This is a genomic window from Mycobacterium talmoniae (assembly GCF_001854525.1).
Lineage (GTDB): Bacteria > Actinomycetota > Actinomycetes > Mycobacteriales > Mycobacteriaceae > Mycobacterium > Mycobacterium talmoniae.
In genome coordinates this window covers 1-21,403 of sequence record NZ_MLQM01000082.1, presented here as the reverse complement: position 1 = coordinate 21,403, position 21,403 = coordinate 1, and the positions used below count along the sequence as shown (strand labels likewise).

Sequence of the window (21,403 nt, the reverse complement as noted above, 5' to 3'; positions counted from 1 at the left end):
AGCCACGCCGCGCTGCTGCTGGCCCAGGGCGCCGGCCGGCTGCTGCGCCGCGTCGACGACCGCGGCGTGGTCGCGGTGCTGGACTCCCGGATGGCGACCGCGCGCTACGCCGGGTATCTGCGCGCCTCGCTGCCCCCGTTTTGGCACACCACCGACGGCGCCCGGGTGCGCGCGGCGCTGGGCCGGCTGGCCTCGGCGTGAGGTGAATGCCGCCGCCCCCAGGGCGGGCGTCGCACTATCCTGAAACGATCCGGCAGCCAGCGCCCCGAGAGGTAACCACCGATGCGTCGACGACACCTGGGGCGTGTCCTGGCCGCGGCGGCCACGCTGCTGACGCTGAGTTCCTGCGCCCGGGCGATCGATGGCCACCCGGTGTCGGTGTTCGCCGACCCGTTCCGGGTCGGCGGCCTGGAGGCCGTCGACGGGCCGACCGGGCTGCGGCCCGACGCCGCCGAACCGACCCGCGACGTGGAGCACACCGACGGCGGGCGCGTCGACACCCTGGCCGCGCAGTCGGTCAGCGACCTCGAGGAATTCTGGGGGGACACCTTCGCCGACACCTTCCAGGGCCGGTTTAGGCCGGTGGACCGGCTGGTGTCGTGGAGCGCGCTGGACGTCGGCGGCCGGTTCTGCGACACCGGCACCTTCAAGCTGGTCAACGCCGCCTACTGCAAACTCGACAACACCATCGGCTGGGACCGCGGCGTGCTGCTGCCCGCGCTGCGCAACGCCTACGGCGATATGGCCATCCCGATGGTGTTGGCCCACGAATACGGCCACGCGATCAGCAAGGCGGCCAAGCTGACCAAAAAGCGCACCCCGATCCTGGTGGCCGAACAGCAGGCCGACTGCTTCGCCGGGGTGTACCTGCGCTGGGTGGCCCAAGGCGACTCGCCGCGCTTCACGCTGAGCACCGGGGACGGGCTGAACGCGGTGCTGGCCGCGATGCTGGTGCTGCGCGACCCGGTGCTGCACGAGGAGGAAATCGACGGCGGCGGCAACGAGCACGGTTCGGCGTTCGAACGGATCTCGGCGTTCCAGTTCGGCTTCACCGAGGGCGCCGCGTCGTGCGCGGGCATCGACGTCAAGGAGATCGACGCCCGGCGCGGGGCGCTGCCGGTGGCGCTGCAGCGCGACCAGACCGGGGAGTGGCCGGTCAGCGAGGACTCCGCGCGCACCATCGTCGACGCGATGGCCACCGTGTTTCCGCTGCCCGACCCGCCGCAGCTGAGTTTCGACGCCGAGGCGGCCGAGGCCTGCGGCGACGCCCGGCCCAGCCCGCCGGCGTCGTACTGCCCGGCCAGCAACACCATCGCGGTGGACCTGCCCCAGCTGATCAAGATGGGTGTCCCGCGGGAGGGTGACGCCGCGTCGATGCTGTCCGGCGACAACACCGCCTATTCGGTGCTGGTGTCGCGCTACATGCTGGCGGTGCAGGCCGACCGCGGTGGTTTGGTGCTCGACAACGCCGAAGCCGCGCTGCGCACGGCGTGTTTGACCGGGGTGGGCACCACCGCGCTGTCCAACGGCGTCAGCACCGGCACCGGGCACAGCGTGGCGTTGACCGCCGGCGACCTCGACGAGGCGGTGTCGGGGCTGTTGACCAACGGCCTGGCGGCCAGCGACATCAACGGCGAGACCGTGCCGGCCGGGTTCTCCCGCATCGACGCCTTCCGCACCGGGGTGCTCGGCGACGTCGACCGCTGCATCGCCCGGTTCAGCTGACCGGCTTTCCCTTGCCGAGCAGACGCAGATTCGCACAAAAGCCGCCGCGGCAGTGCGAATCTGCGTCTGCTCGCGGCGAATGGCGACCCGGTCAGGCCAGGGTGACCAGGCCCAGTTCGTTGGCGGCGGCCAACATCGGGTGGTTGGGCAGCACCCGCACCGTGTAGCCCACCGACCCGGCCACCGGCAGCGGCGTGGTGGTCACGAAGATGTCGGCGCCGCCGGCGGCGCCGCTGTGCGTCATCGCGACGGTCACCGGGTCCTGCAGCACGTCACCGGCGTCGACGCGGCCCAGCACCGCCTGCACGGTGACCTCGTCGGGTCGCAGCCCGGCCAGCTGCACGGTCGCGGTCAACGTCAGCTTCGACCCCAGCAGCGGGGTATCCGGCAGGCCGGTGCCGTCGACGTCGGTGATCGAGATCTTCGGCCACGCCTGCTGGGCGCGCCGACGGTAGTCGGCCAGCTCGCGGGCGGCCTCGAACGCGGCGCCGTCCGCGCCGATGACCGCGCGCACCGACTGCGCGGCCGGGGTGTAGTACGTCTCCACGTAGTCGCGCACCATCCGCGACGCCATCACCTTGGGCCCCAGCGTCTGCAGGGTGTGGCGCACCATCTCGATCCACCGCCGTGGCACCCCGTGCTCGTCGCGTTCGTAGAACTTCGGCGCCACCGAGGTCGCCAGCAGGTCATACAGCGCGCTGGCCTCCAGGTCGTCGCGGCGGCCCTCGTCGGCCACCCCGGCGGCGGTCGGGATCTCCCACCCGTTTTCGCCGTCGTACCACTCGTCCCACCAGCCGTCGCGGATCGACAGGTTCAACCCGCCGTTGAGCGCGCTTTTCATCCCGGAGGTGCCGCACGCCTCCAGCGGGCGCAGCGGGTTGTTCAACCACACGTCGCAGCCCCAGTACAGCCGCCGGGCCATCGACATGTCGTAGTCGGGCAGAAACGCCACCCGGTGCCGCACCTCGGGCCGGTCGGCGAACCGCACCACCTGCTGGATCAGCGCCTTGCCGGCGTCGTCGGCGGGATGCGACTTGCCGGCGACGATCAGCTGGATCGGGCGCTCCTCGTCAAGCAGCAGCTGCTGCAGCCGGTCCGGATCGCGCAGCATCAGCGTCAGCCGCTTGTAAGTGGGCACCCGGCGGGCGAACCCGACGGTCAGCACCTCAGGGTCGAAAGCCGTGGCGATCCAGCCGAGTTCGGCCTCCGAGGCGCCGCGTTCCCGCCAGGACCGGCGCAGCCGGGCCCGGACGTCGTCGATCAGCAGCGCGCGCAGCTGCGACCGGATCCACCACAGATGCCCCGGATCGACCTGCTGCAGCCGCTGCCACACACTGGGCTCGGACAGCGAATCGGAGCCGGCCAACTCGCGGCCCAGCTGCAGCCACTGCGGCGCCGCCCAGGTCGGCGCGTGCACCCCGTTGGTGATCGACCCGATCGGCACCTCGGTGCGGTCGAACCCGGACCACAGGTCGTTGAACATCGCCCGACTGACCCGGCCGTGCAGCAGCGACACCCCGTTGGCCCGCTGCGCCAACCGCAACCCCAGGTGGGCCATGTTGAAGGTGTCCGGGTCGGGTTCGGCGCCCAGCGCCACGATCGCGTCGGTGGACACCCCGGGCAGCAGCCCGGCCGCGCCGTCGCCACCGAGGTAGCGGCGCACCAGCTCCACCGGGAACCGGTCGATGCCGGCCGGCACCGGGGTGTGGGTGGTGAACACCGTCGAGGCGCGCACCACGGTCAGCGCGGTGTCGAAATCCAGCCCGGCGCCGGTCATCAGCTCCCGGATGCGTTCGGCGCCGAGGAATCCCGCGTGGCCCTCGTTCATGTGGAACACCTCGGGGTCGGGCAGCCCTTCGAGCGCGGTGAACGCCCGGATCGCCCGCACCCCGCCGATCCCGGCCAGGATCTCCTGTTTGATCCGGTGTTCCTGGTCGCCGCCGTACAGCCGGTCGGTGACCCCGCGCAGCTCGTGCTCGTTTTCCGGGATGTCGGAGTCCAGCAACAGCAGCGGCACCCGGCCGACCTGCGCCACCCAGATCCGGGCCCGCAGCAGTGCGTCGGGCAGGGCCAGCTCGATCAGCACCGGCGCGCCGCCGCTGTCGGTGAGCAGCCGCAGCGGCAGGCCCTGCGGGTCCAGCGGCGGATAGGTTTCGTGCTGCCAGCCGTCGGCGGTCAGCGACTGGCGAAAGTAGCCGGAGCGGTAGTACAGGCCGACCGCGATCAGCGGTACCCCCAGGTCCGAGGCGGACTTCAGGTGGTCCCCGGCCAGGATCCCCAGCCCGCCGGAGTAGTTCGGCAGCACCTCGGCGACCCCGAACTCCATCGAGAAGTAGGCGATCGACGTCGGCATCGCGGTGCCGTTGTGTTGCTGCTGCTGGTACCACAGCGGCCGGCTCAGGTAGTCGTCGAGGTCGGCGGCCAGCGCGTCGAGCCGCGCCACAAAGCCCTCATCGGTGGTCAGCTCGTCGAGCCGGGCCGGGCTCACCGCGCCCAGCAGCGCCACCGGATCCTGGCCGCAGCGCACCCACAGCTCCGGGTCGATGGCGGCAAACAGCTCCTGGGTGGGCTGCTCCCAGGACCACCGCAGGTTGATCGACAGTTGCTCCAGCGCGGCCAGGCGCTCGGGCAGGTGGGCGCGGACGGTGAACCGGCGGAGGGCTTTCACGCGTCCTTAGCTTACTGACGATTCGGTTGCGCGCAGGTCGCGAAGCGAGCGCTGCGCCCGGCGCAGGTATAGCCCGCCCATTACGGTGGGTATGAGACGCGCAGGGATGTTCGACAACCAGTAGGACGGAGTGGATTGGGTGCCTGGCCGGGTCGAGATCGATGACGTCCAGCCCGTCGTATCGTGCGGCGGGTATCCGGCCAAGGCGGTGGTCGGTGAGGTGGTCCCGGTGCGCGCCACGGTGTGGAGCGACGGCCACGAGACGGTGGCGGCGACCCTGGTCGCGCAGTATCTGGGGCCGCACTATCCGCAGCCGGGCACCCGGCACCGGATCCCGGCCCCGAACGCGGCGCCGCAGGTGCAGCCCATCTCGGCGCCGATGACGATGGGCGTGGAGCCCTACGTGTTCCACGGCCAGTTCACCCCCGACCGGGTCGGGTTGTGGGGGTTCCGGGTCGACGGCTGGGGCGACCCGATCGACACCTGGCGGCACGCCGTGACCGCCAAACTCGACGCCGGCCAGGGCGAAGCCGAGTTGTCCAACGACCTGCTGATGGGGGCGCGGCTGTTGGACCGGGCCGCCGCGGCGGCCCCGCGCCGCCGACGCCAACCGCTGGCGGCGGCCGCGGCGGCGCTGCGCGCCCCCGGTGATCCGCTGAGCCGGGCCGCGCTCGCGCTGTCCGCCGAGGTCACCGACGTGCTGGCCGAGCATCCGCTGCGCGACCTGGTCACCCAGGGCCACCAGTTCACGGTCTGGGTGGATCGCCCGCTGGCCCGGTTCGGCGCCTGGTATGAGATGTTCCCCCGCTCCACCGGCGGCTGGGACGCCGACGGCACCCCGGTGCACGGCACCTTCGCCACCGCCGCCGCGGCGCTGCCCCGGATCGCCGAGATGGGGTTCGACGTGGTGTACCTGCCGCCGATCCACCCGATCGGCAAGGTCCACCGCAAGGGCCGCAACAACGCGGTGACCGCCGAACCCGGCGACGTCGGCTCACCGTGGGCGATCGGCAGCGACGAGGGCGGGCACGACGCCATCCACCCGCAGCTGGGCACCCTCGAGGACTTCGATGAGTTTGTGGCCGCCGCGCGCGAGTTGGGCCTGGAGGTGGCGCTGGACCTGGCGCTGCAGTGCGCCCCGGATCACCCGTGGGCCCGCGCCCACCGGCACTGGTTCACCGAGTTGCCCGACGGCACCATCGCCTACGCCGAGAACCCGCCGAAGAAATACCAGGACATCTACCCGCTGAACTTCGACACCGATCCCGCCGGCCTGTACGACGCGGTGCTGGCGGTGGTGCGGCACTGGGTCGAGCACGGGGTGAAGGTGTTCCGGGTCGACAATCCGCACACCAAGCCGCCCGACTTCTGGGCCTGGCTGATCGGTCAGGTCAAGGCCGCCGACCCCGACGTGGTGTTCTTGTCCGAGGCGTTCACCCCGCCGGCGCGCCAATACGGGTTGGCCAAGCTCGGCTTCACCCAGTCCTACACCTACTTCACCTGGCGCACCTCGAAGGCCGAGCTCACCGAATTCGGCCGGGAGATCGCCGAATTCGCCGATTTCCGCCGGCCGAACCTGTTCGTCAACACCCCCGACATCCTGCACGCCAGCCTGCAGCACGGCGGCCCGGGCATGTTCGCCATCCGCGCGGTGCTGGCGGCGACCCTGAGCCCGGCCTGGGGGATGTATTCCGGCTACGAGCTTTTCGAGCACCGCGCGGTGCGCGACGGCAGCGAGGAGTACCTGGACTCGGAGAAATACGAGTTGCGGCCCCGCGACTATGCGGCCGCGCTGGCCGAGGGGCGGTCGCTGGAGCCGTTCATCACCGCGCTCAACGCGATCCGCCGCACCCACCCCGCGCTGCGGGAGTTGCGCACCATCGCCTTCCATCACCTGGACAACGACGCGTTGCTGGCCTACAGCAAGTTCGACCCGAGCACCGGTGACTGCGTGTTGGTGGTGGTGACGCTCAACGCTTTTGCCGCCGAGGAGGCGACGTTGTGGCTGGACATGGCCGCGCTGGGACGCGAACCCTACGAACAGTTTTGGGTGCGCGACGAAATCACCGGCGAGGACTACCACTGGGGCCAGGCCAATTACGTGCGCATCGACCCGGCCCGCGCGGTGGCCCACATCATCAACATGCCGCTGATACCGGAGGAATCCCGAACCACACTGTTGCGCCGGGGGTGACGGGCAGATGAAACGAACCGAACAGCTGGACAGTCCGCACCTGGCACCCGACCGCGGCGAGCTGGCCCGGTTGCTGGCCGGGGTGCAGCACGACCCGCACGCCATCCTGGGCGCCCACGAATACGGCGATCACACCGTGATCCGCGCGTTGCGCCCGCACGCGGTGACGGTGACGGCGCTGGTGGGCGGCGACCGCTACGAGCTGCAGCACCTGGAGTCGGGGCTGTTCGCGGTGGCACTGCCGTTCGTCGACCTGATCGACTACCGGCTGCAGGTGCGCTACGGGGACGACGCTGTGCACACCGTCGCCGACGGCTACCGGTTCCTGCCCACCTTGGGCGAGGTCGACCTGCACCTGTTCGCCGAGGGCCGCCACGAACGGCTGTGGGAGGTGCTGGGCGCGCATCCCCGCTCGTTCACCACCGCCGACGGTGTGGTGAGCGGGGTGTCGTTCGCGGTGTGGGCCCCCAACGCCAAAGGGGTCGGCCTGATCGGCGACTTCAACGGGTGGAACGGCAACGACGCGCCGCTGCGGGTGCTGGGCTCTTCGGGGGTGTGGGAGCTGTTCTGGCCGGGCTTCCCGCCCGACGGGCTGTACAAGTTCCGGGTGCACGGCGCCGACGGCGTCGTCACCGACCGGGCCGACCCGTTCGCGTTCGCCACCGAGGTGCCGCCGCAGACCGCGTCGCGGGTGAACGTCAGCAGCTACACCTGGCGCGACGGCGACTGGATGGCGCAGCGCGCGCAGCACAACCCGGTGCACGAGGCGATGAGCACCTACGAAGTGCACCTGGGTTCGTGGCGACCGGGGCTCAGCTACACCGAGTTGGCCCGCGAACTGGTGGATTACGTGGTGGCGCACGGCTTCACCCACGTCGAGATGCTGCCCGTCGCCGAGCACCCGTTCGGCGGGTCGTGGGGGTATCAGGTCACCTCGTATTACGCGCCGACGTCCCGGTTCGGCAGCCCCGACGAGTTCCGCGGGCTGGTCGACGCGCTGCACCGGGCCGGGATCGGGGTGATCATGGACTGGGTGCCGGCCCATTTCCCCAAAGACGCCTGGGCGCTGGGGCGTTTCGACGGGACCCCGCTCTACGAACACTGGGACCCCAAACGCGGGGAGCAACTCGACTGGGGCACTTACGTCTTCGACTTCGGCCGGCCGGAGGTGCGCAACTTCCTGGTGGCCAACGCGTTGTACTGGCTGACCGAGTTCCACATCGACGGGCTGCGGGTGGACGCGGTGGCGTCGATGCTGTACCTGGACTATTCGCGTCCCGCGGGCGGCTGGACGCCGAACATCTACGGCGGCCGGGAGAATTTGGAGGCGGTGCAGTTCCTGCAGGAAATGAACGCCACCGCCCATCGGGTGGCGCCCGGCATCGTGACGATCGCCGAGGAGTCGACCTCCTGGCCCGGGGTGACCAGGCCGACCAGCCTTGGCGGCCTGGGCTTTTCGATGAAGTGGAACATGGGCTGGATGCATGACACGCTGGACTATCTCAGCCACGACCCGGTGCACCGCTCCTATCACCACCACGAGGTGACGTTCTCGATGCTGTACGCGTTCAGCGAGAACTACGTGCTGCCGATCAGCCACGACGAAGTGGTGCACGGCAAGGGCACGCTGTGGGAGCGGATGCCGGGCAACGACCACGTCAAGGCCGCCGGGTTACGCAGCCTGCTGGCCTATCAGTGGGCGCATCCGGGTAAGCAGCTCCTGTTCATGGGCCAGGAGTTCGGCCAGCGCGCCGAATGGTCCGAGGAGCGCGGGGTGGACTGGTTCCAGCTCGACGAGAACGGCTTCTCGACCGGCATCCTGCGCCTGGTCGACGACATCAACGCCGCCTACCGCGCCCGGCCCGCGCTGTGGAGCCAAGACAGCCAACCCGACGGCTACTCGTGGATCGACGCCAACGACTCGGCCAACAACGTGTTGAGCTTCCTGCGGTACGGCAGCGACGGGTCGGTGCTGGCCTGCGTGTTCAACTTCGCCGGCACCGAGCACGCCGACTACCAGCTGGGGCTGCCGGTCGCCGGGCGGTGGCGCGAGGTGCTCAACACCGATGCGACCGACTATCACGGGTCCGGGATCGGCAACCTCGGCGGGGTGGACGCGGTCGAACGGCCCTGGCACGGCCGGCCGGCCTCGGCGGTGCTGGTGTTGCCGCCGCTGTCCGCGCTGTGGCTCGAACCGGAGTAAACCCGCGTTGACTCTGCGCTGACCAGGCGGTCCACTCGCACTTATGCCTGGTGGGCGCAGAGTCAACGCCAAAAGTCAGTACAGGGCGTTGGCGAGGTTGCGCCGGCCGGCGATGACGTCGGGGTCGGCGGGATCGAAGATTTCGAACAGCTCGATCAGCCGGGTGCGCACCGCGGTGCGCTCCTCCCCCGCGGTGCGCCGCACCAACGCGATCAGCCGGTCGAACGCGGCGGCGACATCCTGGTTGAGGATCTGCACGTCGGCGGCGGCGAAGGCGGCCTCGATATCGCCCGGGGCCGCGTCGGCGACCGCGACCGCGTCCGGGCGCTGCGCGGTGGCGCGCTGCAGGAACGCGATCTGGCGCACCGCCGCCTTGGCTTCGACGTGCTCGGGGTCGGCGTCCAGGATCGCCTGGTAGGCGGTGCCGGCGGCGGGGAAGTCGCCGGCCTCCAGCAGCTGGCGGGCCCGCTCCAGCGCCGGGTCGACCTGTTCGTCGTCGGCGTCGCCGCCACCGCTGAGCTTGCCCGCGGTCGCCGACAGCAACGAGTCCAGCCAGCGCCGCAACTGGTCGGCGGGCTGCACGCCCTGAAAGCTGGTCAGCGGTTGCCCGGCGCCCAGGGCGACGACGGTGGGCACCGCCTGCACCCCGAAGATCTGCGCCACCCGGGGGCTGGTGTCCACGTTGACCGCGGCCAGCGCCCACTTGCCGTTGTCGGCGGCGGCGAGGTCGGCCAGGGTCTCGCCCAGCTGCACGCACGCCTCGCTGCGCGGTGACCACAACAGCACCACGACCGGCACCTGGTTGGACCGGACCAGCACCTCGTCTTCGAAGTTGGCCTCGGTGACTTCAGTGCCGAACTGCCCGGTGGTCGCACCGCCGCCCGCCGCGGTCTGCTGGGCGCGTTGCTTGAGTCCGGACAGGTCTACCGCGCCGGCCATGGCCGGTGCAATCGGGGGTCGCGGTCGGGTCACGCCGTCAAGTCTGTCACAACACCCGACCGGCGCCTCAGCCGCTCAGCCGGTGACGTCACCCGCCGCCGACCGGCGGTTATGAGCAAGATCACAGCCCCCGGCGCGCCCCCGCCGGCCGGCACCGCCAGCAAACCCGGCCTAGCCGGCCCGCAGGATCAACGCGTCGCCCTGGCCGCCGGCGCCGCACAGCGCCGCCACCGCGTAGCCCGAGCCCCGGCGCTTGAGCTCCAGGGCGGCGTGCAGGGTGATCCGCGCCCCGGACATGCCGATCGGGTGGCCGACGGCGATCGCCCCGCCGTGCACGTTGACGATGTCGGGGTTGATCCCCAACTCGCGGGTCGAGGCCAGCGCCACCGCGGCGAACGCCTCGTTGATCTCCACCACGTCGAGCTGGTCGAGCGCGATGCCTTCGCGGGCGACGGCCTTCTTGATGGCGTTGGCCGGCTGGGACTGCAACGTCGAATCCGGCCCGGCCACCACGCCGTGCGCACCGATCTCGACCAGCCAGCTCAGCCCGAGCTCTTGGGCCTTGGCCTTGTTCATCACCACCACCGCGGCCGCACCGTCGGAGATCTGCGACGACGACCCCGCCGTGATGGTGCCGTCCTTACGGAACGCCGGCTTCAGCCCGGACAGCGACTCGGCGGTGGTGTTGGCGCGGATGCCCTCGTCTTCGGTGAACTCCAGCGGATCCCCCTTGCGCTGCGGGATCTTCACCGGCACCACCTCGTCGGCGTACACGCCGTCCTTCCACGCCGCGGCGGCTTTTTGGTGCGACACCGCCGCGTACTCGTCCTGTTCGGCGCGGGTGAACTGATCGGCGTCGTTGCGCTGCTCGGTCAGCGCCCCCATCGGCTGATCGGTGAACACATCGTGCAGGCCGTCGTAGGCCAGGTGGTCCAGCACCGTGACGTCGCCGTACTTGTAGCCGGCGCGGCTGTCCATCAGCAGGTGCGGCGCCTTGGTCATGGACTCCTGGCCGCCGGCCACCACCACGTCGAACTCGCCGGCCCGAATCAGCTGGTCAGCCAGGGCGATGGAGTCGATCCCGGACAGGCACATCTTGTTGATGGTCAGCGTCGGCACGTCCCAGCCGATCCCCGCGGCCACCGCCGCCTGCCGCGCCGGCATCTGACCGGCGCCGGCGGTCAGCACCTGGCCCATGATCACGTATTCCACCAGCGCCGGCGGCACGCTGGCCTTCTCCAGCGCACCGGCGATCGCGACGGCCCCCAGGTCGCTGCCGGAGAAGTCCTTCAACGACCCCATCAGCTTGCCGATCGGGGTCCGTGCCCCAGCAACGATTACCGACGTGGTCATGAGTACCTCCAGAGCGGGTGGGGACGGCCGATCTTGCCGATCGGTGCAGCGCAATCTTTCCCATCAGGTTACCGTTGCGTTATGACCACCGATCAAGCTGACGCCCGTCCCGCCCTGGCCACCGCCCTGGTAACGGCGATCGACCACGTCGGTATCGCGGTGCCCGACCTGGCCGCCGCCAAGAAGTGGTACCACGACCGGCTCGGCATGATCGTGCTGCACGAAGAGGTCAACGAGGAGCAAGGCATCGTCGAGGCCATGCTGGCGGTGCGCGGCGCCCCGGTCGGCAGCGCCCAGATCCAGCTGATGGCCCCGATCGACGACGCCTCGACGATCGCGAAGTTCTTGGACAAGCGCGGCCCGGGCCTGCAGCAGCTGGCCTACCGGGTCAGCGACATCGACACCCTGTCCGAGCGGTTGCGCGACGAGGGCGTGCGGCTGCTCTACGACGCCCCGAAGCGCGGTACGGCAAACTCGCGGATCAACTTCATCCACCCCAAGGACGCCGGCGGGGTGCTGATCGAGCTGGTCGAGCCGGCCGCCGAGTCACACCACTAGAGCTAAGACCACTTTCGGGTCGGGCCGCGGGTTGCGCGGTTGGCCCAGCACGGGGTGTGCCAATGCCTCCGGTCCTCTACCCCGGCCTCACCGGAATCCACCCGCCACACCACCACATGCGCGGTGCCCGAACGGATTTCGTGATCACAGCCCGGGCAGCGGTAGGTTTTGACCGCCCGGGACCCGGCGATGGCGCGCACCTCGTAGGAGTACCCGTCGGGCCCGGTTTCCACCCGGTGCGGAGCCGGTAACGGCCGCAACGGCTGCTGCCGACGCGACGGGCTGCGGCGACGGGCCATGCGTCCAGCCTAGTGGCCCGCGTCAGGCCAGCGCGGACAGCGCCACCTCGGCGTCGTATCCGCTGAACCCGTCCAGTTCGCCGTCCCGCAAACGATTCACCCAGCCCGGGTCGGCCAGCAGCGCGCGCCCGATGGCCACCACGTCGAACTCGCCGGCGTCGAACTGCTCAACGAGGCGGTCGACGGGCGCGGGCTTGATCACCTCGCCCGGCTTTTCGCCGCGGAACTGCGTTTCCAGCCCGACCGACCCGACCGCGATGACCGGTGTGCCGGTGACCTTCTTGGTCCACCCGGCCAGGCTCAGCGCGGGGTCGTGCTCGGGGAACCCGGGCACATAATGCCGACGGGTGGAGGGGTGCAGCACGTCGACGCCGGCCTCGACCAGCGGGGCGAGCAGTTCCTGCAACTCGGTCGGGTCGGCGGCCAGGGATGCCGCGTAGTCGGTGGCCTTCCACTGCGAGAAGCGGAAAATGATCGGATAGTCGCCTCCGACGGCGGCCCGCACCGCCGCGACCACTTCGGCCGGGAAGCGGGTCCGCGCGGCCAGCGATCCGCCGTAGCCGTCGGTGCGCAGATTCGTGCGCTCCCAGAGGAATTGGTCCAGCAGGTAGCCGTGGGCGCCGTGCAGCTCGACGGCGTCGAAACCGACGTCCCGGGCGGTGGCGGCGCTGCGCGCGTACAGCTCCGAGATCTCGTGCAGTTCATCGGGTTCCAGCGCCCGGCCGCGCGGCTCACCGTGCCCGTCGATGCCCGACGGGCTGACCGGCACCACCCCGTCGGCGTCGTCGCGCGCCACGCCCTGGTGCCACAGCTGTGCGGCGATGGTGGCGCCTTCGGCGTGCACGGCGTCGACGACCCGGGTCCAGCCCGCGAGCACCTCGTCGCCGGCCAGCGTCGGGACACTGGCCGGGTAACCCGCGGCCGGGCTGGGCAGCCGCACCCCTTCGGTGAGGATCAGCCCGACACCGCCGGCCGCGCGCCGTCGGTAGTACTCGGCGACATCGGCGCCCGGGACGCCGCCGGGCGAGGCCTGGCGGGTCATCGGCGCCATCGCGAACCGATTCGGCACGGTCAGTGAGCGAACCGTCAGCGGCGCAAAGAGGTCATCGATTGCCATGGACGGCTGCAACGCGCCGCCGTGGCGACCTATTCCGGCGGGGTCCGCAACCTGGTGCCCACGTGGTGAGCGTCACGGTCGGGTGCGGCCTCAAAACAGCCGGAACTCGTCGCTGTCCAGGCCGCGCATACTGTCGTAATCGAGTGTCACGCAACGGATTCCGCGATCAGTGGCCAGGTTGCGCGCCTGGGGCTTGATTTGTTGCGCGGCGAACACTCCGCTGACCGGCGCCAGCACGGTGTCGCGGTTGAGCAACTCCAGGTAGCGGGTGAGCTGTTCGACCCCGTCGATCTCGCCGCGGCGTTTGATCTCCACCGCCACCGACCGACCGAGTTCGTCGCGGCACAACAAGTCGACCGGACCGATCGGGGTCATGTATTCCCGACGCACCAGGGTGTAGCCGGTGCCGAGCAACTCGACGTGCTCGGCCAGCAGCTCCTGCAGGTGGGCTTCGACGCCGTCTTTGACCAACCCGGGGTCGAGTCCCAGCTCGTGGCTGGAGTCGTGTTCGATGTCCTCGACGGTGATCCGCAGTTGTTCACCGGCCTTGTTTTCCACCACCCACACCGGGACATCCCCGTCGAGTTCCTCGGTGAGCCGGCACGGGGGGCTCATCCAGTTCAGCGGCTTGTAGGCGCGGTCGTCGGCGTGCACGCTGACCGACCCGTCGGCCTTGATCAACAGCAGCCTGCGCGCCGACGGCAGATGCGCGGTCAGGCGTCCCACATAGTCGACGGTGCACTGGGCGATCACAAGACGCACCCGACCTACCTTAGGGGTGCTCCCCGGAATTACCGCGGACAAACTAGGCTGGCGCCAAATGATGGCCAAGAAGACCGCGGCGCAACGCCTGGGCCGGCTGCTCGAGGCAATGACCCGGCAAAGCGGTCGGCTACCCAGCACACCGGAGTACGGATCCTGGCTGCTCGGCCGGGTGTCGGAGAGCCAGCGCCGCCGCCGAGTGCGCATCCAGCTGATGATGACCGTCGTCATCGTGGCCACCAACCTGCTCGGCATCGGTGTCGCCATGCTGTTGGTGGGGGTGGCTTTTCCGTCGCCGAGCGTATTCAGCGACGCGCCGGCGTGGCTGACGTTCGCGGTGGTGCCGGCCTACATCGTGACGGCGATGGTGCTGGGCACCTACTGGATCACCCGGCGCACGGTGAGCAAGCTGCGCTGGGCGATCGCCGAACGCAGACCCACCTACACCGACGAACGCAACACCTTTTTGGCGCCGTGGCAGGTGGCCGTCGTGCTGCTCATCCTGTGGGGTGTCGGAACCGCGCTGTTGACGCTGCTCTACGGCCTGGTCAACAGCGTGTTCATCCCCATCATCGCGTTCTCGGTGGGGATCTGCGGCGTTCTGGTGGCCACCGGCTGCTATCTGCTCACCGAGTTCGCGTTGCGCCCGGTCGCCGCGCAGGCGCTGGCGGCCGGGCGTCCGCCGCGACGGTTGGCGCCGGGCATCATGGGCCGCACCATGACGGTGTGGATGCTCAGCTCCGGGGTGCCGGTGCTGGGCATCGCCGTGACCGCGTTCTTCGCCCTGGTGCTGCGCAACCTCACGTTGACCCAGTTCGGGGTGGCGGTGCTGATGCTGGCCACCGCCACGTTGATCTTCGGGTTCCTGCTGATGTGGATCCTGTCCTGGCTCATCGCCACCCCGGTCCGGGTGGTGCGGGCCGCCCTCCACCGGGTGGAACAAGGCGACTTGCGGGCCAATCTGGTGGTGTTCGACGGCACCGAACTCGGGGAGCTGCAGAGCGGGTTCAACGCGATGGTCGCCGGCTTGCGGGAGCGGGAGCGGGTCCGCGATCTGTTCGGTCGCCATGTGGGGCGCGAAGTCGCCGCCGCCGCCGAACGCGAGCGGCCCAAGCTCGGCGGCGAGGAGCGCCATGTGGCAGTGGTTTTCGTGGACATCATCGGCTCGACGCAGTTGGTCACCGGGCGGCCCGCCGTGGAGGTGGTCGCGCTGCTGAACCGGTTCTTCGCGGTGGTCGTCGACGAGGTCGACAATCATCACGGCCTGGTCAACAAGTTCGAGGGCGACGCCGTGCTGGCGGTGTTCGGTGCGCCCAACAACCTCGAACACCCCGAGGACTACGCGCTGGCGGCGGCCCGGGCGATTTCGGCCAGGTTGCACGATGAGGTCCCCGAATGCGAGGCCGGGATCGGGGTGGCCGCCGGTCAGGCGGTGGCCGGCAACGTGGGCGCCAAGCAGCGTTTCGAATACACCGTCATCGGCGAGCCGGTGAACGAGGCGGCCCGGCTGTGCGAGCTGGCGAAATCCGAATCCAGCCGGGTGCTGGCGTCCTCGGCGACCGTGCAGGGGGCCAGCGAAAGCGAGCGGGCGCGTTGGGCTTTCGGCGATACGGTGACGCTGCGCGGCCTCGACCAGCCGACCCGGTTGGCGGTGCCGGTCGCCTAGCCACGCTAGCGGCCGAATAGCCAGGCCTCGGCGGCGGCGACCGCGTCGTCGACGGTCGTGAAGGTCACCGCCTGCGCCGGTGAGCCCGGCGAGACCACCGCGCCGTCGGGATCGACCAGGAAACCGCGCTTTCCCGCGGCCTGCAGCATCGCGCCCAGCCCGGCGAGCATGGTGCGGGCGGCGCCGTTGATGTCGTCGACTCGCGACACGTCAAGAATGGCGGCGCTGAACTCACCGGATTGCTGGCGGGCCATCCGCAGCACCTGCTCGGCGCCGGCGAACAGCAGATCGCCGTGGATCTCATAGACCCGCACCCCGTCGCGAACGTCGTAGCTGGCGCGCAACGTCGACCGCGCCTGCAGCGGCACGCTCAAAAAGTGCAGACCGAGTTGCGCGGACAGGCTGCGGCACACCGCCACACCGCGCACACTGTTGCCCTTGGCATCCAACAGCGGTGAGTACACACCGATTCCGAGCTGTCCGGGCAGCACCGCGACGATGCCGCCGCCGACGCCGCTTTTGGCCGGCATCCCGACGGCGCTGACCCAGTCGCCCGCCGCGTCGTACATGCCGCAGGTCAGCATGACCGACAGGGTGCGCCGCACCACCGCGGCGTTGGTCACCCGCCGACCGGTGAACGGATTGACCCCGGCACGGGCCAGCGTCGCGCCCATCCGGGCCAGGTCGGTGCTGGTGACCCGCAGCGAACACTGCCGGTAGTAGACGTCGAGGATCTCGTCGGGATCACCGTCGAGCACATCGAAGCTGTCCAGCATGTAGGCGATCGCCCGGTTCCGGCTTCCGGTGGCCTTCTCCGAGCGATACACCGCCTCGTCGAGCGGCAATTGCCGTCCCGCGCAGGCGGAGTAAAAGTCGCGGATCAGCGCGAACCGCGCGTCGGGCGAGGCACCGGGGATCAGCGACACCGCGGCGATCGCCCCGGCGTTGATCATCGGGTTCTTCGGAACCTTTGTGACGTCATCGACGCTGATCTCGTTGAAGGCCTCACCGGAGGGCTCCACCCCGATCCGCGCGTCGACGGCCGCCTCACCGATCTGATCGAGTGCGAGCGCATAGGTGAACGGCTTGGACACCGACTGGATGGTGAATTCGATGTCGGCGTCGCCGGTTTCGTAGACGTACCCGTCGCCCGACGACAGCGACAACCCGAAGCCCCGCGGATCGACGCCGGCCAGCTCCGGAATGTAATCGGCCAGTGCACCCTCGGCGGTCGCGGCGTGTTCGGCAACAATCCGGTCCAAGTAGCTCTGCACCAGGTCGGCCACATTCGGATCCTAAGCGGTGACGGACCCAAATTCGTGCCCGCAGCCGATCGCGGTGACGGTTATCGTTTTATCCGCTGCCACGTTCGCAGTCGCACAGAGGGGGACCCACCATGGCGTATTCGCTACAGCCCGTCACGCACGAACAGGCCGTGGCCAATATGAAGTCCACCGAGGTCCCGTTCAAGCTGCTCTTCATGCTCAGCGGCATGGCTGGCCTCGTCGCCGTTATCGCTGTTTCATTCCTCATCGCAGACATCACCGCCAAACCGGCGTGGATCGCCCTGCTGCTCGGCGGCGGCTTGTCGGTGGTGTGCGCCGCGGGTGCCCGCAGCGTGATGAGCCGGGTTCGCTATCGCATCACCGTGTTTCTGTCCGGTCTGCGGCTGGCTCTCACGCTCGGCTGCGCCGCGCTCGTGCTCTGGGGCCTGGGCGCACTCTCCGTCGCGTTGGATATCAGCTGGGGGCGGCCGCTGTTGGTGGTCATCTTCTACCTGGTACTGGGATGGGCAGCCTTGTCCCACCTTGCCACCACCACCCGCTTTACCGGTGGCTCGATGGGTCTGGGTTTCCCGGGCTCCGCTGTTACGTGGGACGCCGTCGCGCAGGTGGTGTTCGCTGCGGGCAGCAAGCCCGGCACCGTCGAAATCGGGGTCCGCCCGCGACCCGATGCCACGCTGGAGCCGCGGCCGGTCCGCGACGGGCAGCTGCTCACCGACCTACCGTGCCGGACAGTGGTGCTGGCACGAAAGTTCGATGTGGACGCGATGCGATGGGTGCTCAACCAGTCGGGCCGGCGCGACATCGCGCTGGTGGAACGCACGCCCGCCGGCGAACGGCTGCTGGGTTACGCCAATTCGTGGCGATAGCCCCCCGCCAACAACGATGTCGGTTTTCCGCTAGTGATGTCGCCGGTGGCGTGTAAGTCTTGCAAGTGTGTACGACGACTTCGACCGGTGCTACCGCGCGGTGCAGTCCAAAGACGCCCGCTTCGACGGGTGGTTTGTGACCGCGGTCGTCACCACGGGCGTGTATTGCCGCCCCAGTTGCCCGGTGCGGCCGCCGCTGGCGCGCAACGTGCGGTTCTACCCCACCGCCGCGGCGGCCCAGCGAGACGGCTTCCGGCCGTGCAAGCGGTGCCGGCCCGACGCCAGTCCCGGTTCGCCGGAGTGGAATGTGCGCGGGGACGTGGTGGCCCGCGCCATGCGGCTGATCGCCGACGGGACCGTCGATCGCGAGGGCGTCGTCGGCATGGCCGCCCGGTTGGGCTACACCACCCGGCAGTTGCAGCGGCTGCTGCATAGCGAAGTCGGGGCTGGCCCGCTGGGCCTGGCCCGCGCACAACGCACCCAGACCGCTCGGGTGCTGATCGAAACCACCGAGCTGCCGTTCAGCGACGTCGCCTTCGCGGCCGGGTTTTCCAGCATCCGCCAGTTCAATGACACGATCCGGGAAGTCTGCCGCGGCACCCCCACCCAGCTGCGACGTCATGCCGCCAGCCGCGCGCACCGCCAACCGGCCCCGCCCAGCCCCGGTGCGCTGTCGTTGCGGCTGCCGGTGCGCACCCCATTCGCCTACGAAGGGGTGTTCGGTCATCTGGCGGCCGGTGCCATCCCCGGGTGTGAGGAGGTGCGCGACGGCTGGTATCGGCGCACCCTGCGCCTGCCGCACGGCACCGGCATCGTCGCGCTCACCCCGGCCCCCGACCACGTCGGCTGCCAACTGGTCCTCGACGACTTTCGCGACCTGGCCACCGCGATCGCCCGCTGCCGGCGACTTCTCGACCTCGACGCCGACCCGGAAGCGGTGCTCGAGGTGCTGACGTCGGACCCGGATCTGCGCCCGATCGTGGCGAAGGCGCCCGGTCAACGCATCCCGCGCACGGTGGACGAGGTCGAACTCGCCATTCGGGTGGTACTGGGCCAGCAGGTGTCCACCGCGGCGGCCCGCACCCACGCCGGCCGGTTGGTCGCGGCCTACGGCCAGCCGGTCCACGACGCCGGTGGCGCGCTGACCCACACCTTCCCGTCGATCGCCGACCTCGCCGACATCGATCCCGCCCACCTGGCGGTCCCGCAGGCTCGGCGACGGAGTCTGCGCGCGCTGATCGCCGGCCTCGCCGACGGCGAGGTGGTCCTCGACGCCGGCTGCGACTGGAACCGCGCCCGCGCGCAGCTCCTGGCGCTGCCCGGAATCGGACCGTGGAGCGCCGAAGTGATCGCCATGCGTGGCCTCGGGGACCCCGACGCCTTTCCCGTCACCGACCTCGGCGTCCAGATCGCCGCCAAACAGCTTGCCCTACCCGCGGATTCGCGGACATTGACCGAGCGCAGCGGCCGTTGGCGGCCCTGGCGCTCCTACGCCACCCAGCACCTGTGGACCGCGCTCGATCACGCCGTCAACCATTGGCCACCGAAGGAGGTCGCATGACCCGCTACCGCATTATCGACAGCCCGATCGGACCGCTCACCCTGGCCGGCAGCGGCTCGGCACTGCAGCATCTGCGGATGGTCGACCAAACCTACGAACCCGACCGGGCCGATTGGGTGCGCGACGACCACGCCTTCGGCGACGCCGTCGACCAGCTCAACGCCTACTTCGCCGGTGAACTCACCTCGTTCGACGTCGAACTGGAGCTCCTCGGCACCGCGTTCCAGCGGCGGGTGTGGTGCGCACTGCAGACCATCCCCTACGGGGACACCGCGTCCTACGGGCAGATCGCCGCCCAGATCGGCGCCCACGGCGCCGCGCGCGCCGTCGGGCTGGCCAACGGGCACAATCCGATCGCGATCATCGTGCCGTGTCATCGGGTGATCGGCAGCAACGGCAGCCTCACCGGCTACGGGGGCGGCCTGGACCGCAAACGCGCGCTGCTCGACCTGGAGAAAAGCCGAAGTTGCGCGACCCTGTTCGACTGAACGTCAGTCAGTGCACACGGTCACGGTGATAGGGCTACCGCCGTAAGCCGGGTTGGTTCCCGAGCCGAGCCCAGGAATGGTCACGGTGCTCCCCGGTGCGGCGGGCACGGTTCCGGAGGTGTTGGTGTGCGTGAGGTTGAACTCACCGCCGTCGACGGTTTTATGCCAGTTGACCGCACCGTCCTGATACCAGTAGTCGACGTTGGTGTCGTAGGTGATGCCGAGGATGTTGGTGTCTTCATGGCTACTGGCGCTAAGTTGCGTGCCGTTGAGCGGCAAGCAACCGGGGTCGTTGGCGGCCGCGACGGGGCTGAAGGCTAACGCTATTGCCGCGGTGGCGGCCGCGGCGAGGGTGGTGGCGAAACTGCGCCAAAGCAAAGTCAGTGCCATGGTGCCTTCTTCATCGGCCGTGTCAGGCGGCGTGTTACAGACGAGGGAGCACCGTTGAACTGGCTATTTTGACCGCCCATCGCCGTTCGCTTCCGGCCATTGCTCTGCCATAAGGGTACGGCCATCTCGGACGGGACCCGAATGGCGCTTTAGCACCGGTCACGAGGGGCGTGCTCGCCGCCGGAACGGGCGTGTCGGACCTTGGCGGTTTCCGGTTATGGCATCGCCTTGTCATCGGCGACGAAATCGAGTCGGATGTCAGAACCGTCGACGCTGGTGACAGTGTCGGTAACACCGATCTTGGTGCCGTCCATCGCGGTGAGCACACACCGTTGCGTGGCACCTACCTTGGCAGGGATGGCGCCTTCGCATACGACGGATTGGGCCTTCTGGCCGGCCTGCTTTTCCAGTGCTTCTTTGGTCATGCTGGCCAGTTTTTCTTTCGGCATTTCCTTTGTAATCTCGGCGTGCACCGAACACGCTCCGAGCAGCGCGGTCGATAGAGCTATGCCTGAGACAAGAAGCGGCACTGTCGCTTTCGGACGTTTTGTCATGATTTCCTCACATCTCTCCTGGTACGGCTACGCTCTTCCGGGTGGCTCATGGCTTGCCCTTCCGTAGCGCGAGGTACGTCCAACCCGCGTCGGTGACCGCCTTCTTGAGCGGTTTCTTCAACTTGTTGGTGTTGACGCTGTAGTTGTAGCCGCCGCCGCCCAGCAACGCACCGACCGGATTGAAGGTGAACTCGAACGATCTCTCGTTGAGCTGACCGCGTGAAACCTCGGCAGATTGCGATAGTCCCGAGACTCCGCCTTCCGAGCTGGCCGACTGTTCTTCGTCAATCGCCCGCACATCGTGGCGCTCGGTGTCGAGGCGCATCAGAACCTTGAAGGTGCGCTGCAGGTGCTTTTTGCCAGATTCTCCTGCCAATTGGCGTCGACGATCTGCCATTCGGCGACCAGGTCCACGCCTTCCGGTGCGCCGTCGCGGATCGTCCAGCGCTGACCAGGCCGGTTCAGGGCAAGCAGCACGGCCCGCAGGTGTTCGGGCGGCGCCGCCGGCACCCCGGGGTCAGGTCGACGCGTCCCCGTCAGGCGGTCGCGGAATCGCATTGGGGAAGTAAACCACAGCACGCAGGCAGATGGACGCCCTATCGAATTCGTGGTGACGGAAATAGATATGCCTGTGCCCCCCAAACGTGTTGGGGGGCACAGGGCTTGTGGTTGTGTTCGGCGGTGTCCTACTTTTCCACCCGGGTGGGTAGTATCATCGGCGCTGGCAGGCTTAGCTTCCGGGTTCGGGATGGGTCCGGGCGTTTCCCTGTCGCT

The 21,403-nt window shown here is 69.4% G+C and carries 20 protein-coding genes and 1 rRNA gene; 9 read left to right on the top strand and 12 right to left on the bottom strand.

From position 1 onward, the window contains the following. Together BKN37_RS15455 and BKN37_RS15450 are read left to right on the top strand one after the other, a co-directional pair. The coding region (locus tag BKN37_RS15455; protein ID WP_278184954.1) for a helicase C-terminal domain-containing protein at nucleotides 1–201 on the top strand (201 nt) is incomplete at its 5' end. A gap of 81 nt (nucleotides 202–282) precedes the next feature. Continuing rightward, nucleotides 283–1,725 carry a neutral zinc metallopeptidase gene (locus BKN37_RS15450; protein WP_071027366.1) on the top strand — a complete coding sequence of 481 codons (1,443 nt, stop codon included), beginning with the start codon at nucleotides 283–285 and terminating at the stop codon, nucleotides 1,723–1,725. Between the two features lie 91 nt (nucleotides 1,726–1,816). Here BKN37_RS15450 and glgP read toward each other — a convergent pair whose 3' ends face one another. Further along, nucleotides 1,817–4,393, bottom strand: coding sequence for an alpha-glucan family phosphorylase (gene glgP / locus BKN37_RS15445; RefSeq protein WP_071027364.1), 2,577 nt, complete (start codon nucleotides 4,391–4,393; stop codon nucleotides 1,817–1,819). Nucleotides 4,394–4,532: 139 nt separating this feature from the next. On the opposite strand from glgP, the gene BKN37_RS15440 reads away from it, so the two are divergent. Further along, entirely contained in the window at nucleotides 4,533–6,587 is a 2,055-nt protein-coding gene (locus BKN37_RS15440) for an alpha-1,4-glucan--maltose-1-phosphate maltosyltransferase (RefSeq protein WP_071027368.1), read from the top strand. Nucleotides 6,588–6,594: 7 nt separating this feature from the next. After that, nucleotides 6,595–8,790: a 1,4-alpha-glucan branching protein GlgB gene (gene glgB / locus BKN37_RS15435; RefSeq protein WP_071027362.1), complete on the top strand. Its 2,196-nt coding sequence runs from the start codon at nucleotides 6,595–6,597 to the stop codon at nucleotides 8,788–8,790. Between the two features lie 75 nt (nucleotides 8,791–8,865). On the opposite strand, the gene BKN37_RS15430 is transcribed toward glgB, so the two are convergent. Further along, a complete protein-coding gene (locus BKN37_RS15430; RefSeq protein ID WP_071027360.1) occupies nucleotides 8,866–9,762 on the bottom strand; it encodes a tetratricopeptide repeat protein in 897 nt (298 codons plus the stop codon). A 138-nt stretch (nucleotides 9,763–9,900) separates the two neighbouring features. After that, entirely contained in the window at nucleotides 9,901–11,082 is a 1,182-nt protein-coding gene (locus BKN37_RS15425) for an acetyl-CoA C-acetyltransferase (RefSeq protein ID WP_071027358.1), read from the bottom strand. A gap of 81 nt (nucleotides 11,083–11,163) precedes the next feature. Here BKN37_RS15425 and mce point away from each other — a divergent pair, with 81 nt between their 5' ends. Further along, nucleotides 11,164–11,640 carry a methylmalonyl-CoA epimerase gene (gene mce, locus BKN37_RS15420; protein WP_071027356.1) on the top strand — a complete coding sequence of 159 codons (477 nt, stop codon included), beginning with the start codon at nucleotides 11,164–11,166 and terminating at the stop codon, nucleotides 11,638–11,640. Nucleotides 11,641–11,642: 2 nt separating this feature from the next. On the opposite strand, the gene BKN37_RS15415 is transcribed toward mce, so the two are convergent. The 3 genes from BKN37_RS15415 to nucS form a co-directional block, all read right to left on the bottom strand. Beyond that, complete coding sequence (locus BKN37_RS15415; protein WP_071027355.1) at nucleotides 11,643–11,939, bottom strand: hypothetical protein; 297 nt, start codon at nucleotides 11,937–11,939, stop codon at nucleotides 11,643–11,645. A gap of 22 nt (nucleotides 11,940–11,961) precedes the next feature. After that, entirely contained in the window at nucleotides 11,962–13,056 is a 1,095-nt protein-coding gene (locus BKN37_RS15410; protein WP_071027353.1) for an NADH:flavin oxidoreductase, read from the bottom strand. Nucleotides 13,057–13,146: 90 nt separating this feature from the next. Beyond that, nucleotides 13,147–13,818: an endonuclease NucS gene (gene nucS / locus BKN37_RS15405; RefSeq protein WP_071027351.1), complete on the bottom strand. Its 672-nt coding sequence runs from the start codon at nucleotides 13,816–13,818 to the stop codon at nucleotides 13,147–13,149. Nucleotides 13,819–13,876: 58 nt separating this feature from the next. On the opposite strand from nucS, the gene BKN37_RS15400 reads away from it, so the two are divergent. Continuing rightward, nucleotides 13,877–15,484, top strand: a complete 1,608-nt coding sequence (locus tag BKN37_RS15400; protein ID WP_071027349.1) for an adenylate/guanylate cyclase domain-containing protein — start codon at nucleotides 13,877–13,879, stop codon at nucleotides 15,482–15,484. Nucleotides 15,485–15,489: 5 nt separating this feature from the next. Here the strand turns inward: BKN37_RS15400 and glsA are convergent, their stop codons facing one another. Further along, nucleotides 15,490–16,770: a glutaminase A gene (glsA, locus tag BKN37_RS15395; protein ID WP_071027347.1), complete on the bottom strand. Its 1,281-nt coding sequence runs from the start codon at nucleotides 16,768–16,770 to the stop codon at nucleotides 15,490–15,492. Between the two features lie 110 nt (nucleotides 16,771–16,880). Here glsA and BKN37_RS15390 point away from each other — a divergent pair, with 110 nt between their 5' ends. The 3 genes from BKN37_RS15390 (at nucleotide 16,881) to BKN37_RS15380 (ending at nucleotide 19,685) form a co-directional block, all read left to right on the top strand. Further along, complete coding sequence (locus BKN37_RS15390) at nucleotides 16,881–17,636, top strand: hypothetical protein (RefSeq protein ID WP_071027345.1); 756 nt, start codon at nucleotides 16,881–16,883, stop codon at nucleotides 17,634–17,636. Nucleotides 17,637–17,703: 67 nt separating this feature from the next. Then, nucleotides 17,704–19,197 (top strand): DNA-3-methyladenine glycosylase 2 family protein, encoded by a 1,494-nt coding sequence (locus tag BKN37_RS15385; RefSeq protein WP_071027343.1) that lies wholly within the window; start codon nucleotides 17,704–17,706, stop codon nucleotides 19,195–19,197. Beyond that, the gene (locus BKN37_RS15380) at nucleotides 19,194–19,685 is read left to right on the top strand and encodes a methylated-DNA--[protein]-cysteine S-methyltransferase (protein WP_071027340.1); all 492 of its coding nucleotides are present in this window, start codon (nucleotides 19,194–19,196) and stop codon (nucleotides 19,683–19,685) included. The genes BKN37_RS15385 and BKN37_RS15380 overlap by 4 nt, the downstream gene beginning before the upstream one ends. Nucleotides 19,686–19,688: 3 nt before the next feature. Here BKN37_RS15380 and BKN37_RS15375 read toward each other — a convergent pair whose 3' ends face one another. From BKN37_RS15375 to rrf, 5 genes are all read right to left on the bottom strand, one after another. Further along, on the bottom strand, nucleotides 19,689–20,075 hold the full coding sequence (locus BKN37_RS15375) for a hypothetical protein (protein ID WP_071027338.1): 387 nt from the start codon (nucleotides 20,073–20,075) through the stop codon (nucleotides 19,689–19,691). Between the two features lie 215 nt (nucleotides 20,076–20,290). Continuing rightward, on the bottom strand, nucleotides 20,291–20,629 hold the full coding sequence (locus tag BKN37_RS15370; protein ID WP_071027336.1) for a DUF4333 domain-containing protein: 339 nt from the start codon (nucleotides 20,627–20,629) through the stop codon (nucleotides 20,291–20,293). Nucleotides 20,630–20,675: 46 nt separating this feature from the next. Next, on the bottom strand, nucleotides 20,676–20,954 hold the full coding sequence (locus tag BKN37_RS27840) for a hypothetical protein (protein WP_083341819.1): 279 nt from the start codon (nucleotides 20,952–20,954) through the stop codon (nucleotides 20,676–20,678). Next, nucleotides 20,954–21,187: a hypothetical protein gene (locus BKN37_RS27835; RefSeq protein ID WP_131823615.1), complete on the bottom strand. Its 234-nt coding sequence runs from the start codon at nucleotides 21,185–21,187 to the stop codon at nucleotides 20,954–20,956. Before BKN37_RS27835 ends, BKN37_RS27840 begins: the two co-directional genes overlap by 1 nt. Before the next feature lie 115 nt (nucleotides 21,188–21,302). Next, nucleotides 21,303–21,403 (bottom strand): 5S ribosomal RNA (rrf, locus tag BKN37_RS15360); the annotation flags it as partial.

Bases quoted from the DNA above. Each gene is read 5' to 3' on its own strand.
- BKN37_RS15450 (WP_071027366.1), top strand. From the start codon at position 283: ATGCGTCGACGACACCTGGGGCGTGTCCTGGCCGCGGCGGCCACGCTG.
- glgB (WP_071027362.1), top strand. From the start codon at position 6,595: ATGAAACGAACCGAACAGCTGGACAGTCCGCACCTGGCACCCGACCGC.
- BKN37_RS15425 (WP_071027358.1), bottom strand. From the start codon at position 11,082: ATGACCACGTCGGTAATCGTTGCTGGGGCACGGACCCCGATCGGCAAG.
- mce (WP_071027356.1), top strand. From the start codon at position 11,164: ATGACCACCGATCAAGCTGACGCCCGTCCCGCCCTGGCCACCGCCCTG.
- BKN37_RS15415 (WP_071027355.1), bottom strand. From the start codon at position 11,939: ATGGCCCGTCGCCGCAGCCCGTCGCGTCGGCAGCAGCCGTTGCGGCCG.
- BKN37_RS15410 (WP_071027353.1), bottom strand. From the start codon at position 13,056: ATGGCAATCGATGACCTCTTTGCGCCGCTGACGGTTCGCTCACTGACC.
- BKN37_RS15400 (WP_071027349.1), top strand. From the start codon at position 13,877: ATGATGGCCAAGAAGACCGCGGCGCAACGCCTGGGCCGGCTGCTCGAG.
- BKN37_RS15390 (WP_071027345.1), top strand. From the start codon at position 16,881: ATGGCGTATTCGCTACAGCCCGTCACGCACGAACAGGCCGTGGCCAAT.
- BKN37_RS15380 (WP_071027340.1), top strand. From the start codon at position 19,194: ATGACCCGCTACCGCATTATCGACAGCCCGATCGGACCGCTCACCCTG.
- BKN37_RS15375 (WP_071027338.1), bottom strand. From the start codon at position 20,075: ATGGCACTGACTTTGCTTTGGCGCAGTTTCGCCACCACCCTCGCCGCG.
- BKN37_RS15370 (WP_071027336.1), bottom strand. From the start codon at position 20,629: ATGACAAAACGTCCGAAAGCGACAGTGCCGCTTCTTGTCTCAGGCATA.
- BKN37_RS27840 (WP_083341819.1), bottom strand. From the start codon at position 20,954: ATGCGCCTCGACACCGAGCGCCACGATGTGCGGGCGATTGACGAAGAA.
- BKN37_RS27835 (WP_131823615.1), bottom strand. From the start codon at position 21,187: ATGCGATTCCGCGACCGCCTGACGGGGACGCGTCGACCTGACCCCGGG.